The following is a 12,988-nucleotide window of genomic DNA, read 5'->3' as shown; positions in this document are numbered from 1 at the left end:
TGGTCCGGCTTCCCCGGTAGCTCCTGTCGCTCCGGCTGGTCCGGCTTCCCCAGTAGCCCCTGTGGCTCCCGTGGCCCCGGCTGGTCCGGCTTCCCCGGTAGCTCCTGTCGCTCCCGTCGCTCCAGCTGGTCCAGCTTCCCCGGTAGCTCCTGTCGCTCCTGTCGCTCCTGTCGCTCCGGCTGGTCCGGCTTCCCCGGTAGCTCCTGTCGCTCCTGTCGCTCCTGTCGCTCCGGCTGGTCCGGCTTCCCCGGTAGCTCCCGTGGCTCCCGTCGCTCCGGTTGGTCCGGCTGGTCCGGCTTCCCCGGTAGCTCCTGTCGCTCCCGTCGCTCCGGCTGGTCCAGCTTCCCCGGTAGCTCCCGTGGCTCCCGTCGCTCCGGCTGGTCCGGCTGGTCCAGCTTCCCCAGTAGCTCCCGTGGCTCCTGTCGCCCCGGCTGGTCCGGCTTCCCCGGTAGCTCCTGTGGCTCCCATGACTCCCGGCAGTCCTTGTGGTCCTTGTGGTCCTTGTGGTCCTTGTGGTCCTTGTGGTCCTTGTGGTCCTGTGGCTCCAACACTGCCTGGGATACCGCGTAATCCGCGTGGTCCCTGCGGCCCTCTTACTCCCCTTACGCAACAGCAACATATACATGATTGTTTAGGCTCAGGAACTTTTTTAGGGCCTACTCTACAACTGGGGCTTGAAGAGTTAGATCCACAATAAGGGCATCTATGTGACGGTTTTCGAGACATAATTTCTATTCACATCCTTTTATAACTTGATTTTCCATACACCTATTCATAATATGAAAAATGATTTTGAGTGTGAATGAATGCGAAAGTATTTCTCCATCTGCCGTCGCTCCCAGTAAAGAGCTCTTACAAATATATAATCCTTTTGCCAAAACCGATGATCTGCAAAATCCTCCGGTTATTTCCAAAATGCCTGTTAGACTCTATCAGTAAAAAAGAGTGAGAACATTTTAATCTCACTCTTTTTTCTTATTTCATGCGAAGGTCTTTTTGCTGTTTATTTTCTCTGTTCTATAAATTGATCAATCCGCTCCATTACCTCTTCCATATTCATGCAATCCTGAAAGCTTCGATTGATTTTTTGAATCCCTTCCTTATATCGGTCGTTATTCAACACTTCTTCCACTGCATGTTTTAAAGACTGCGCGGTTACATGGTCTTTAGATACTGTATAACCGGCTTGTAGTTCAGTCAGCCGCTGGGCCACCATTGGCTGGTCCTTATCGTGCGGCATTACAACTAAAGGAACGTTAAAATGAATGCCTTCATTTACACTGTTCATTCCTCCGTGAGTGATGAAAACATCTGATTGTTCCAGCACTTCCAGTTGAGGCACATACGAAGCAATGATAAAGTTCTCCGGCGCTTGCTTTAATTTTGTCAGATCAGCTTTTTCTCCCGCAGCTATCACGACCTTGCCCTTGACATCAGAAAATGCATCTATACATAAGTTGAAAAACTCTTCAGTTTCGTCTAATACCGTCCCCATAGAAATATAAATGACTTTCTCATCTTTTAATTTATCAGTTGGGAAATCAGTTTTTTCCGCTCTCTTTGGAAAGCTTGGACCGATAAACAGAAATTCATCGCCGAAACGATGGCTTTCCGGCTGAAAATATCGGCTTGTGTACACTACATTTAATTCACCTTTATTATTCATGAATTGAACCATATTTTCAGGTGATACACCATAATTTTGTTTCATCTCTAATAATAGATCTTCACACTGTTTATCCAATTGTAAAGGTACTTCTGAATCCGGATGCAAAGGCAATATCTTTAAATGCTCTTCACCGAATAAAAAGGAAGCAGAGGAAGAGATGCCGGGGATGTTGAGATAATCTCTGACCAGCTCTCCCGCACCAAATTTATCATAATAGACAAAGTCAAACTGAATGCTTTTTGACAACTCTTTTACGATATGTAAAATGTCCAATGAGGTTTTGATATGTATTTTCAGGAAATCAAGAATGCCATTCGGCGAAGCAATATTAATAGGTGTTGTTCTGAGTAAATCCTGATGAAGGTGGACAGTCGCTCCTACTGCTTCCAATCTTTCTTTATACTTCTCAGTGGAGATATAATGTACATCATATCCTCTATCGGCAAAGGCTTTCGTAATGCCTAATGTAGGATTCACATGGCCTTCCGCAGGAAAATTTAAAATCAATACTGTCTTCATTTAGACAACTCCTTCTCATATCGTATTCTGAATCTTTGCTTGTTCAGACTACTACTAATCGTAAAATGGAGACGTAATCCCACGCAAGGGACAAATGATTGAACTATTCTGCTCTTCTTGACTGAATCAAAAAAAGACACCGAGCTCTGGTGCCTTTTTTATACCTTTCGGATCGTGAAAAATTTCCGCAGAAGCCATGGGCCTGGCGTGAAGCCCAAGGTTAACTGCCAGGCGCCTATAGCCTGCAACCTGTATTCGCGGACGATCTGCATCTTCCGGCTCATGCTCCTGACATCTTCAAACCATACCTCATGCGTTCGCCCCTGCTGATCACTGTACCGGAAAAACGGTGATTGATATTCGGCTGAATATTGTATCGGAGTTTGGTACCTCATCGCTGTTTTGATTGCGTTTTGATTTGAAATGGCTGAAGCAACTGTGCCCGGCTGGTACGGGATGATCCAGTCGTACCCGTAGAGCGGAACTCCGATAATGATTTTTCTGCTCGGCACCTGCGCAATCGCAAACTCAATGGTTCTCCTTATCTCAGTAATCGGTGCTACAGGGCCCGGCTCACTTCCGGCATGATGCCAATCATAAGCCATGATAAACATATAATTGACAACCGCTCCTATTCCCCCGTAATCGTAGCCTCTCAGCCATGGGATATTATCGCTTGTTTTTGCCGGAACAGCTATCGTCAGCACATACCCTCCCGCCTGAAGACGATCCCTCAGCTGACGTAAAAACCCAGTGAAAAGATCACGATCCGCGGCGCTCACCTGTTCAAAATCGATTGTGACACCGCCATATCCCCTTGTGGAGACTAAGTAATAAATATTGTTGACCAGATTGGTTCTTGCTGTCGGATTGTTCAGGACTTGGTGAACGAGTTCTGTACTGAAGCCTTCTGATGTAAGGTTTGTTATGGTGGCAAGCGGCGTCACTCGTCTTTGCCATGTTGTCTCAATAGCGGCCGCATCATTCAATTGGTTTGCAATGTCGCCATTAGGAGCAATATGGTATTCGAAAATTGAAATCGAAGACGAGTATGGTGCATAATCATTGATTAATTCCCGATCGAGGTCAGGGTTTCGGAGCACGTAAAAACTTAACGTTCCCGCAATGTAATTTGAGATAGAAGGAATCGTTATTTTTGCTCCCGCTTGTAATGTATTTGGGCTGATGCCAGGGTTTGCGGCCCGCAGTCGCTCTAAGGGAACAAGCGCTTTTGCCGCAATGGCGGTCAGCGTGTCTCCCGGCTGGACTGTATATACATAAAGAGGGATAAGAAGAGCCTGCCCAGGCACGATATTCGTTTCGTCTAACCCATTCACACCCCGGATTTGATCAACAGAAGCGCCGTAACTTCTGCCTATGGAAAACAAAGACTCACCAGGCCGTACGATATGGATAAACATGTTTAACCCCCATTACTCGTTAATAAATCCATCATAAAATGTTATTAATGGGAGCCCATTTATATGTTTGTGAATACAAAAAAAATACCAAGGGCAACTCCCCTTGGTACCGGATCACGCTGATCAATTCTCTTTTCCTTCTTCAAGCACATGCTTCAAATGCTCGCAGTCATGATTGAAATGAGCCATCACATACTGTTTGGCTGCTTCTTTGTTTTTCTTTTTCACTTCTTCCAATATCTTGCGGTGCTCACTCAGTATTGTTTCTGCACGGTGGTCGCCAGTATAATTAAGGATTCTGCAAAAGTGAATCAGATCATTTACATGCTCAAGTAAATTTTTTAAATGTCTGTTATGGCTGAAATCAACAAGCAGCTCATGAAAATTTTGGTTTAAATGTATGATTTCCGTATCTTCCGTTCCGTTGTGAATGGCTTTTTCTGTTTCTTCAAGCTGTTTTTCAAGTATGGCAAGCTCTTTCTCATCCGCTTCGTCTATGACTAACTCGACTGCCAGCTGCTCCAGCGGAATTCTGATTTTATAAATCTCATCTACATCTTTTGCCGTTAATGACGTGATTGAAAATCCATTGCGGTCATCTGCTTTTAACAAACCGTCTTTCTCGAGCAGTCGCATGGCTTCCCTTATCGGAGAGCGGCTGACGCCAAAGCTTTTCGCCAGCTGTGTTTCGTTTATCCGTTCCCCCGGCTTAAAAGTCCCGTTGAAGATCATTTTTTTCAACTGGTTATAAAATTGCAGGTAGTAAGGAGTCGGTTTGTCTAATTTAAAATCGTCCATATATAATACCTCTTCTGAATATATTCAAGGGCTTTTCTTCATCAAAATCATATAACAGATGGTAATGGGAAGCAACAAACTGCCTTGTCAGATCTCAGAATCTGAGGTACGATAAGTTTGCTGAACGACGGTCGACGGACTACTGGCAACTGAAAAACCGGCATGTTTTTCATCGTCAATAGGACACTATACCTCCGCCAGAATAGCGCACTATTACTTTTTTAGATTTTTTCAATGGAGGGAAAAATATGCTCATTATTCTTGTTATGTTTCTTCTCGGAATTATTTTAGGCTTTATTGGTGCCGGAGGAGCAGGCTTTGTCATTGCCCTTTTAACTCTTCTATTCCATGTACCGATTCATACGGCTTTAGGTACTTCCCTCGCCGGGATGGCTTTCACCAGCTTATCAGGTGCGTACAGCCACTATCGCGAGGGCAACATTCAAATGAAAATCGGCTTAACAGTCGGATGCTTTGCTGCGGTTGGTTCATTTTTCGGCGCCAAGCTGACATCTTTCATTCCGGCTGATTTGCTTCATTATTTGACGGCGGGAATGTTATTTTTATCAGCGATTCTCATTTTAATCAGATTATTTCTTTTAAAAGAGAAGGCTCAAGTGAATCAAAGCTCTCTTTCAACGTATACGAGAGCGGTCATTTTAGGAATTGTAGCCGGCGTTCTTTCCGGCACATTCGGCATCGGGTCGGCGCCTTTTATTCAAATCGGTTTAATGATTATGCTGAACCTGTCCATCCGCCATTCTGTCGGAACGACAATGCTTGTGATCATCCCTCTCGCTGTAGGAGGAGGCATCGGATATATCACAGAAGGATTTGTCGATTATGTATTGCTGATCAAAGTTCTGGTCGGCACAATGTGCGGTGCCTATGTAGGCGCGAAATTCACCAACCTCATGCCAAAGGTGGTCTTAAAATCGGCCATCTTCTTGACTCCTGCGATTGCGGGCCTGCTGTTGTTATTCTAAATAAAACAAAAAACCTGACGTCATGTCAGGTTTTTTTATGAGTTTTGCCCCGCTCGTTCTTTCGTTAATCCAAAAAACGCCAGTGCGCCGATGACCGCTGTCACAAACATGATCGCTCCCATCGGAATGGCTGTCGTCTCGTTAATGCCTACAAGCGGCGACACGATCGAACCGAGAAGCAGCGGGAGCATTCCGAGCAGCGCACTTGCACTTCCGGCACGGTGCCCCTGCCTCTCCATGGCAAGCGTAAACGTGCTGGTCAGAACCATGCCGATCGTAATCATGTAAATGAAAATGGATATGACTAATGTAGCGAGAGGGCCGTGAATCATGGTCATGGTCAAAAGCACAGCAGTCGCAATCATAGCCGTAATAACCGCCATGCGAAGCAGGCTCTTTTCATGAATGATTCCGCCAAAGCGCCCGATAATAAAGCTGCCTGATATAATCGCCAAGCCGTTAATGCCGAAAAGAATACTAAACACCTGCGGCGACACTCCATAGATATCCTGGTATACAAAAGGCGTACCGGATACATATGCAAAGCTTCCCCCGTGAATAAACCCGACCGTTAACGCGTACCCCATAAAGGATCGATCCTTCAACAGGCTGCCCATCGTTTTGACAGATGTTCCGATTGAGCTTGGAATCCGGTTTTCCGGCGGCAGTGTTTCTTTTAAACGAAAAGCAATCAAAAGAACTAGTAAAAATCCAATGATCGTTAATACGTGAAAAATCGTATGCCACGTTGCAAATGGCAATAGCAAAATAGCACCGCCTGTCATTGGCGCAACCATTGGCGCAACAGCTGTAATGACCATTAACAGCGAGAAAAATTTAGAGAGCTCTCTTCCAGTAAACACATCGCGGACGATTGCGCGAGACAGCACAAGCCCTGCGGAAGCGGTAAATCCCTGTAAAAAACGCGCAGCCACTAATGTTGTAATATTGGGCGACAGCGCACAAAACAGAGAAGATAACGCAAATAAAAAAATACAGATTAATAGCGGTTTCCGTCTTCCCTGCGCGTCACTGACCGGCCCTACAATCAGCTGGCCGATCGTAAGCCCGACCAGACAGGCTGTTAAACTTAACTGTACAAGTGAAGCACTCGCTGATAAATCATCCGCTATTTCAGGAAAACTTGGCAAATACATATCTATATTAAGCGGGCCCAATATAGCCAGCATGCCGAGCAGAAACGCCAATGCCAAGCGTTCTTTTCCAGTTGGATTGTGCAGCATGTTATCAAACCTTCCCTTCAACCTAGTCACTTATATAAAAAATCGATGTCAACTCCAACGATGGATTGGAGCTGTAAAACATTTGTATATTGTATCATAACTTTCAGCCTGTGAAAGCAGCTTTAAAGCTTGAACGAAAGACACAAAAAAATCAGGGTCTTCTGCCCTGATCTAGTGAGTTCCGATCCTGTTGTCCTATACCCATAATCGCAAACCCGCCATAAGAAGAACACCGCTGATCACAGTAATGGATAAACTTTTTGTTTTCATCGCAATCAAGAGAGTCGGGATCAAGATGACGGCTGCAGGCCAATTCAATTGCAGAGTACCATGAGACTGAATCATACAATCCTTTACGACAAGCGCTGTCAATATACACACCGGCACATAGGAAAGCCACTTGAGCACGGGCTCCGGCAAAGTGATATTCCGTACAACTAAAAAGGGAATGATGCGGGGAATCATCGTGACCAGCGCACAGCCGATAATCACCATCAAGACGTATGTATTGATACTCATTTATCCGTCACCACCCCGATTGTGGCTACGATAACCGTTGATATGATGACCGCAAGATGAGACGGCATAAAGAAAGAAGAAACAACCATGGCAATCACCATATAGATAATGAGAGATACATAATGTTTAATCTTCGCCGGCACAACATGTTCCAGTTGAAGAACCAGCAGCGCTAAAAACATAGCCGTGACCGCAAAATCCAGTCCGAACGATTCCGGATTGGTAATCCATTTGCCAAAAACAGCACCGGCCACACATGACAGCACCCAGCACGCATATGCTGTAAGATTTAAACCGAACATCCAGCGATCGTTAATCGGCTCGTTTTTGACAATCTTATTTGAAGCAACACCAAACGATTCATCTGTGACCATCATACCGATCCCTACATTTTTCGCCAGTGAATACTTTGAAAAATGAGGAGCGAGCGCAGCACTTAATAGAAAGTTCCGCAAATTCACAATAAACGTGGTCAGAATAATGGCTGACATTGGGCTGTTCGCCGCTAACAACGCACACATAATGAACTGGGCGCCGCCTGCAAAAACCAATCCTGACATGAACACAATTTCCATTACGCTTAAATGCGACGCAACCCCCACGATTCCGAGAGCCAAGCCTACACTAATGTAACCGACCAGCGTCGGAACACAATCTTGAAACCCCTGCAGGAATGTTGGCTCGTCAGTTTTTGCCTGAGTCATTTCTTTTTCAGATATCATTCTGTTCTCCTCCTCGTCTAACATATTATACACACGTATGTTATAACTGACAATAGAATGTGATAACAGACTTCCATATGTTATAATAAAGCGAATATGGACGTAAGGAGATACATGTATGGATGATATCCAAGCCATTATCGCAATGAATCTAGTCAAACTTAGAAAAAACAGAAACCTGACTCTTGATCAAGTTTCTGAATTAACGGGTGTCAGCAAAGCGATGCTCGGACAAATCGAAAAAGGGAAATCAACCCCGACTGTCACTACGCTATGGAAGATCGCAAACGGGCTTCAAGTATCCTTTTCTGTATTTCTAAAAGAAGACAAACCAAAAGTTAGAAAAATCAACCTGCAGGATATCGAACCTGTTACAGATAATGAAGAAAACTACAGCGTCTACCCTTTTTTTCCCTACAATCCTGAAACAAAGTTTGAAATTTACGTTGTTGATCTGAAACCTGGATGTATACATGAAGCAAAAACACATTTAGGAGAAGAATATATTTTAATTAAAGAAGGCGAATTAACAGTCATTCTGCAGGGTCAGGAGCATATGCTCGCTTCCGGAGACGCCTTGCAGTTTACAGGGTCAACCCCGCACAGCTACATCAATTCATCTGAAGAAACGGCCAGTTTTTTTCTGCTGATGTTTTATCCTGAGCCGCAAGGGTGACAAACAACCTCTCAGCTTAAATCGCTGGGGGGTTTTTCATATGTGCAAATGGCTTGCAAGATGAAATCATTCGTTGTATATTAATTGACGTGTCAATCATTGATATATCAATTAATAGGTTTGACAAGAAAGAAGGGATGGGTTTTGGCATCATTTTGTTCAGAGGAAGCCGAGATTTTATATCAGCTGCAAGGCGTGAACAAGGTGATTGGCGTGAAGTTCGAGGCATGCACGGGCATCAGCCAATCTCGTTTGGAATTGCTGTCATTGCTTTATCATGCAGATGAGATCAGTCAAAGCGACCTTCAAAAGAAAGTAAATATAGATAGCGCAGCCGTCACTAGACACCTAAAACAGCTGGAAGCCAAAGGCATGGTATCAAGACGGCGCAAGCCTGAGGACAATCGCATCACCCTTGTTCGGTTAACAGACCAAGGAAGAGAGCGAATCGAGACTTCTAAGAAAGAAAAGGAGCGTTTCATGAAGGAAATGCTCGCAAATGTAAGTGCAGAAGAGCGCCGCCTGCTCATTGATGTGCTGGCGCGCATGCGGAACAACATAGACAATATTGAAGCATAAGAGGAGTGTATCAACATGATCAAAACAAATGATTTTATGGAGATTATGAAAGGACGCCGTTCCATTCGCAACTATGATCCGACAGTGAAAATCAGCAAAGAAGAAATGACAGAAATCTTAGAAGAAGCCACAACTGCTCCATCTTCTGTCAACGCGCAGCCATGGCGTTTTCTCGTCATTGACAGCCCGGAAGGAAAAGAAAAGCTCGCACCGCTTGCAAGCTTTAACCAAACTCAAGTCACAACATCATCTGCCGTCATCGCTGTATTTGCAGATATGAACAATGGAGACTACTTAGAAGAAATCTATTCAAAAGCCGTGGAACTCGGTTACATGCCGCAGGAAGTCAAAGACAGACAAATCGCCGCTCTGACCGCTCATTTTGAAAAGCTTCCGGCACAGGTGAACCGCGAAACGATCCTGATTGACGGAGGTCTTGTTTCAATGCAGCTGATGCTTACTGCACGTGCGCACGGCTATGATACAAACCCGATCGGCGGATACGATAAAGAAAACATCGCGGAAACATTCGGTTTAGATAAAGAACGTTATGTACCGGTCATGCTTCTTTCTATCGGAAAAGCAGCAGACGAAGGCTATGCTTCCTACCGTCTGCCGATTGATAAAATTGCAGAATGGAAATAAAACAAAGAGCCCAGACCTATTTTCTGGGCTCTTTTTATTAACAATCTGAAGAAAAGAGTGATGAACAATTCATCACTCTTCTCTCTGTTATTCTTTGATTTTCTTCCTGCCAAACGGCCACCAGTTGCCTTCGCCAAAAGTCATGATGATTGCCGGAATGAAGAGCGGGAGAATGACAAGGCCGTAAAGCAGCAGCCCGATAATGATGACACTTGCCACCTGCATCAGCGTATTGACACCTGAAGGCATCATCGCCGCGAACGTTCCGGCCAAAATAATGGCCGCCGTAATAATGACGGATCCCATTTTGCTCATTGATCTGACAACACCTTGCACAATGCCGAGGTGCACCTCTTCCTTAAATCGGTCCAGCAAGAAGATCGAATAATCCACGCCTAATGCGATCAAGATGACAAAGCTGAAGAACGGTACTGCCCAGCTGACGCCTGCGTTTCCTAAGCCGTTTACAAAAATTAATTCTGTTATGGATATCGACGTATAGTACGTCAGCAGCAGTGACGCAATCATATAAATCGGCATGATCATTGAACGGAACAAAATCGTTAACACGATAAACAGGCCAATAATCATGATCACCATTGTTCTGGAGAAGTCCGTTGTGGACAGCTCTTTTAAGTCTGCATTTACACTTGTGACCCCGCCGTATACGATCTGTGCATCCTCGAGAGGAGTGCCGTCAACTTCGTTTGCTACAGCTTTTTTGATTTGGTTTATTGTTGTAATGGCTTGTTCTGAATAAGGATTAGAGTCCAGGACGACGCTTAATTGTACGCCTTTGCCGTCTGCAAAGGAATATTGGTCAATTGACTTCTTAAAGTCTTTATCCTTCATGACTTGATCAGGAATGAATATGCCTGTATCCCTTACGGTTGAGCTTTTGCTCATGTCCTCTAACATATCACTGGAAGCTGTAATGCCGTCAGAGATTTTCGTCAGGCCATCATTTGCACTCTTCACGCCCCCGGCAAGCTGCTGCAGGCTTTCTGTCAGCGTTCCGGCTTGTGCTTGCTGGCCTGAGAGCTGCTGATTCGCTTGTTCAAGTCCGGTTTGAATCTGTCCAAGCTGTCCGCTGATTGCCGTAAGCTGCTGCACAGTCTGTGCAGTATTGCCGGTTTGGGAAATCTGTTTGCTCACGAGCTGCAGCTGCTGATTGATTTTGCCCAATCCGTCTGCCGCATCGCCCAGTGAACCGCCGGACCTGCTATTTGAGGCTGAGCCGGTTTGCCCCGCCATTTGATTCAACCCGTTTTCTATATCCGTTAAACCGCTTTGGACATCAGCGATTCCTTTTACCGTCTTATCCAGTCCGTCTGAAACCGAGCCTAGCTGTTTATCAATATATAAATCTTTGATTTTTTCACCAGTCGGCTGCGTGATGGTCATGACAGAGTCAACATGTTCGACTTTCTCGATCGCTTTGCTGATATTTCCGAGATAAGGGATTGTATCAGCTGTTGTAAGATCTTTGTCTCCTTTCACGACAACATTGATCGGGAACGCTTTCCCTTCACCGAATCCATCCTTGATGGCTTCGAGAGCTTTTACTGATTTATAATCACTGCTGATTTCCGCAGTCGAATCAAATGAAATCTGGTCATCATAGGTCAAAATGAACGGTAGCGTGATAATCACCGTGATGACAATAAACAGAAACGGACGCACAACAGAATGCCTGCCGAGAAACGCCCATAATTTGTTGTCACTGTGCGACAGCACTTTCTTAGAAGGCCAAAATAATTTTTCACCCAACGTTACCATAAATAATGGAAGCAGTGTATAGAGGATGACCATTAAGATCCCTACACCGACTGCGACTCCTACTGCAGATTGGAAAATCGCAAACTTTGCAAATCCTAAGGCGGAAAATCCGATCAATACCGCAAATCCGCTGATAAATAAGGTTTTTCCCCCTGTACGGTAAGCGATAAGCGCCGCTTCTTTTTTGTCATGCCCGTTTGCTAACTCTTCACGGAATCGGGTAAGAAGCAGAATGCAGTAATCTGTTCCGATCCCGAACAGGATGGCGACTAAGAAGGTTTGCGTAAACGTCGAGATAGGAAAATCAACATTGTACACAAGGATGCCCAGTATGGATTGACTGATCAGATAAGAGAAACCGACAACTACAATCGGGATAAAAGGCGTCACAACAGATCGAAACACGATCAGCAGTAAACCGATGATCAAGCAGACTGTGATCACTTCCGTTTTCTTGAGCCCTTCCTCTGAGCTGTGAGCGAAATCCTGATTGATGAGAGAGGCTCCCGTAATATATGCAGTCAAATCATCAGGAACGATTTTATAAATGTCATCCGCGATTTTTTCCGCTTTTTTATCAGAACCTGTAATCGTGACAGGAATAAGAAGCGTTTTCTTGTCTTTTGAAATCAATTGGTCTTTGACTTCTTTTTCCGCTGTCAGTGGAGACGTTACTTCTTCTACACCGTCGATCTTTTTGACTTTATCGATCATTTTCCGGAGCTGATCCTCTGTTTCTTTCTTCAAAGCGTGATCTAATGTAAAGACGATACTGATCGAATTATTGTCTTCTCCCGCTTGTTTTAAAATGGCATTTGCTCTTTCTGAAACAGCATCTGCAGGAAGCTGGGCCTGCCCCTTTTGATTGGCCAGCTCCGTTAAGTTCGGAGAAAACAAACTCAAAACGACGGTAAGTGCTAATATAACCGCTGCAATTGCCCACTTGAATTTGATGATTGCTCTCATTCTGCAGAATCTCCTCCTTTAAATTTGCTTTTTAGAATGGTGAATATCTCTATGATAGAATTTAAGTGTTTCTCATCTATATCATCGATCAACTCTTTGAGAGCGTTAAAAATGGCTGAATCTAATTCTTCCAGTATGGTTTCACCGCTGGTTGTGATGTTAATAAGCTTAGAGCGCTTATCACTTTTCGCCGGACAGTCATCCCATTCAACCAATCTCTTATCGAGCAGCTTTTTCAGTCTGTTAGAAATCGCGCTTTTATGGACATTTTGATACATGGCTAGGCTGCCGGGAGAGGTTGGCCCCTTGACTTTTAAAATTTTTAACAAGTCTGCCTGTTCCCTTGAGATATTCTTGAAGACATCCTGATTAATTTCATGATGCACAAACTCTGTCCCTTCAAGTAATACTTCCACAAACAGGTTTATCGCCTGACATAGCTTTTGTTCATTCAACATCTTCCCC

The 12,988-nt window shown here is 44.6% G+C and carries 13 protein-coding genes; 4 read left to right on the top strand and 9 right to left on the bottom strand.

Translation table 11 applies throughout. The features are described 5' to 3' along the window. The 4 genes from Q5C82_RS18785 to Q5C82_RS18770 form a co-directional block, all read right to left on the bottom strand. The coding region (locus Q5C82_RS18785; protein ID WP_302268261.1) for a hypothetical protein at positions 1 to 468 on the bottom strand (468 nt) is incomplete at its 3' end. 535 nt (positions 469 to 1,003) lie between these two features. After that, positions 1,004 to 2,188: a macrolide family glycosyltransferase gene (locus tag Q5C82_RS18780; RefSeq protein WP_003225398.1), complete on the bottom strand. Its 1,185-nt coding sequence runs from the start codon at positions 2,186 to 2,188 to the stop codon at positions 1,004 to 1,006. 158 nt (positions 2,189 to 2,346) lie between these two features. Continuing rightward, on the bottom strand, positions 2,347 to 3,609 hold the full coding sequence (locus Q5C82_RS18775) for a glycoside hydrolase family 18 protein (RefSeq protein ID WP_003225396.1): 1,263 nt from the start codon (positions 3,607 to 3,609) through the stop codon (positions 2,347 to 2,349). A gap of 123 nt (positions 3,610 to 3,732) precedes the next feature. Then, positions 3,733 to 4,407, bottom strand: coding sequence for a GntR family transcriptional regulator (locus Q5C82_RS18770; protein WP_003225395.1), 675 nt, complete (start codon positions 4,405 to 4,407; stop codon positions 3,733 to 3,735). A 248-nt stretch (positions 4,408 to 4,655) separates the two neighbouring features. On the opposite strand from Q5C82_RS18770, the gene Q5C82_RS18765 reads away from it, so the two are divergent. Continuing rightward, positions 4,656 to 5,393 (top strand): sulfite exporter TauE/SafE family protein, encoded by a 738-nt coding sequence (locus Q5C82_RS18765; protein WP_003225392.1) that lies wholly within the window; start codon positions 4,656 to 4,658, stop codon positions 5,391 to 5,393. 35 nt (positions 5,394 to 5,428) lie between these two features. Here Q5C82_RS18765 and Q5C82_RS18760 read toward each other — a convergent pair whose 3' ends face one another. From Q5C82_RS18760 to Q5C82_RS18750, 3 genes are all read right to left on the bottom strand, one after another. Next, positions 5,429 to 6,637 carry an MFS transporter gene (locus tag Q5C82_RS18760; protein WP_013307925.1) on the bottom strand — a complete coding sequence of 403 codons (1,209 nt, stop codon included), beginning with the start codon at positions 6,635 to 6,637 and terminating at the stop codon, positions 5,429 to 5,431. Between the two features lie 195 nt (positions 6,638 to 6,832). Further along, positions 6,833 to 7,156 carry an AzlD domain-containing protein gene (locus Q5C82_RS18755; protein ID WP_003225389.1) on the bottom strand — a complete coding sequence of 108 codons (324 nt, stop codon included), beginning with the start codon at positions 7,154 to 7,156 and terminating at the stop codon, positions 6,833 to 6,835. Then, positions 7,153 to 7,878, bottom strand: a complete 726-nt coding sequence (locus tag Q5C82_RS18750) for an AzlC family ABC transporter permease (RefSeq protein ID WP_003225387.1) — start codon at positions 7,876 to 7,878, stop codon at positions 7,153 to 7,155. Before Q5C82_RS18750 ends, Q5C82_RS18755 begins: the two co-directional genes overlap by 4 nt. Positions 7,879 to 7,996: 118 nt before the next feature. Here Q5C82_RS18750 and Q5C82_RS18745 point away from each other — a divergent pair, with 118 nt between their 5' ends. From Q5C82_RS18745 to Q5C82_RS18735, 3 genes are all read left to right on the top strand, one after another. After that, positions 7,997 to 8,554 (top strand): helix-turn-helix domain-containing protein, encoded by a 558-nt coding sequence (locus Q5C82_RS18745; RefSeq protein WP_003225384.1) that lies wholly within the window; start codon positions 7,997 to 7,999, stop codon positions 8,552 to 8,554. Between the two features lie 84 nt (positions 8,555 to 8,638). Beyond that, positions 8,639 to 9,133, top strand: a complete 495-nt coding sequence (locus Q5C82_RS18740; RefSeq protein ID WP_072183067.1) for a MarR family winged helix-turn-helix transcriptional regulator — start codon at positions 8,639 to 8,641, stop codon at positions 9,131 to 9,133. A gap of 15 nt (positions 9,134 to 9,148) precedes the next feature. Further along, positions 9,149 to 9,778 (top strand): nitroreductase family protein, encoded by a 630-nt coding sequence (locus tag Q5C82_RS18735; protein ID WP_003225379.1) that lies wholly within the window; start codon positions 9,149 to 9,151, stop codon positions 9,776 to 9,778. A gap of 87 nt (positions 9,779 to 9,865) precedes the next feature. On the opposite strand, the gene Q5C82_RS18730 is transcribed toward Q5C82_RS18735, so the two are convergent. Both Q5C82_RS18730 and Q5C82_RS18725 read right to left on the bottom strand, forming a co-directional pair. Continuing rightward, positions 9,866 to 12,523, bottom strand: a complete 2,658-nt coding sequence (locus tag Q5C82_RS18730) for an MMPL family transporter (protein ID WP_003225377.1) — start codon at positions 12,521 to 12,523, stop codon at positions 9,866 to 9,868. After that, a complete protein-coding gene (locus Q5C82_RS18725) occupies positions 12,520 to 12,978 on the bottom strand; it encodes a MarR family transcriptional regulator (RefSeq protein ID WP_003225375.1) in 459 nt (152 codons plus the stop codon). Before Q5C82_RS18725 ends, Q5C82_RS18730 begins: the two co-directional genes overlap by 4 nt. Between the last annotated feature and the right edge of the window lie 10 nt (positions 12,979 to 12,988).

The organism is uncultured Bacillus sp. (assembly GCF_958411575.1).
GTDB lineage: Bacteria > Bacillota > Bacilli > Bacillales > Bacillaceae > Bacillus > Bacillus spizizenii.
This window is presented reverse-complemented; position numbering and strand designations above follow the sequence as displayed.

What these genes read in the sequence shown, in the direction of transcription:
- Q5C82_RS18775 (WP_003225396.1), bottom strand. Translation starts at nt 3,609, where the DNA reads ATGTTTATCCATATCGTACGGCCTGGTGAGTCTTTGTTTTCCATAGGC.
- Q5C82_RS18755 (WP_003225389.1), bottom strand. Translation starts at nt 7,156, where the DNA reads ATGAGTATCAATACATACGTCTTGATGGTGATTATCGGCTGTGCGCTG.
- Q5C82_RS18730 (WP_003225377.1), bottom strand. Translation starts at nt 12,523, where the DNA reads ATGAGAGCAATCATCAAATTCAAGTGGGCAATTGCAGCGGTTATATTA.
- Q5C82_RS18770 (WP_003225395.1), bottom strand. Translation starts at nt 4,407, where the DNA reads ATGGACGATTTTAAATTAGACAAACCGACTCCTTACTACCTGCAATTT.
- Q5C82_RS18745 (WP_003225384.1), top strand. Translation starts at nt 7,997, where the DNA reads ATGGATGATATCCAAGCCATTATCGCAATGAATCTAGTCAAACTTAGA.
- Q5C82_RS18780 (WP_003225398.1), bottom strand. Translation starts at nt 2,188, where the DNA reads ATGAAGACAGTATTGATTTTAAATTTTCCTGCGGAAGGCCATGTGAAT.
- Q5C82_RS18760 (WP_013307925.1), bottom strand. Translation starts at nt 6,637, where the DNA reads ATGCTGCACAATCCAACTGGAAAAGAACGCTTGGCATTGGCGTTTCTG.
- Q5C82_RS18765 (WP_003225392.1), top strand. Translation starts at nt 4,656, where the DNA reads ATGCTCATTATTCTTGTTATGTTTCTTCTCGGAATTATTTTAGGCTTT.
- Q5C82_RS18750 (WP_003225387.1), bottom strand. Translation starts at nt 7,878, where the DNA reads ATGATATCTGAAAAAGAAATGACTCAGGCAAAAACTGACGAGCCAACA.
- Q5C82_RS18735 (WP_003225379.1), top strand. Translation starts at nt 9,149, where the DNA reads ATGATCAAAACAAATGATTTTATGGAGATTATGAAAGGACGCCGTTCC.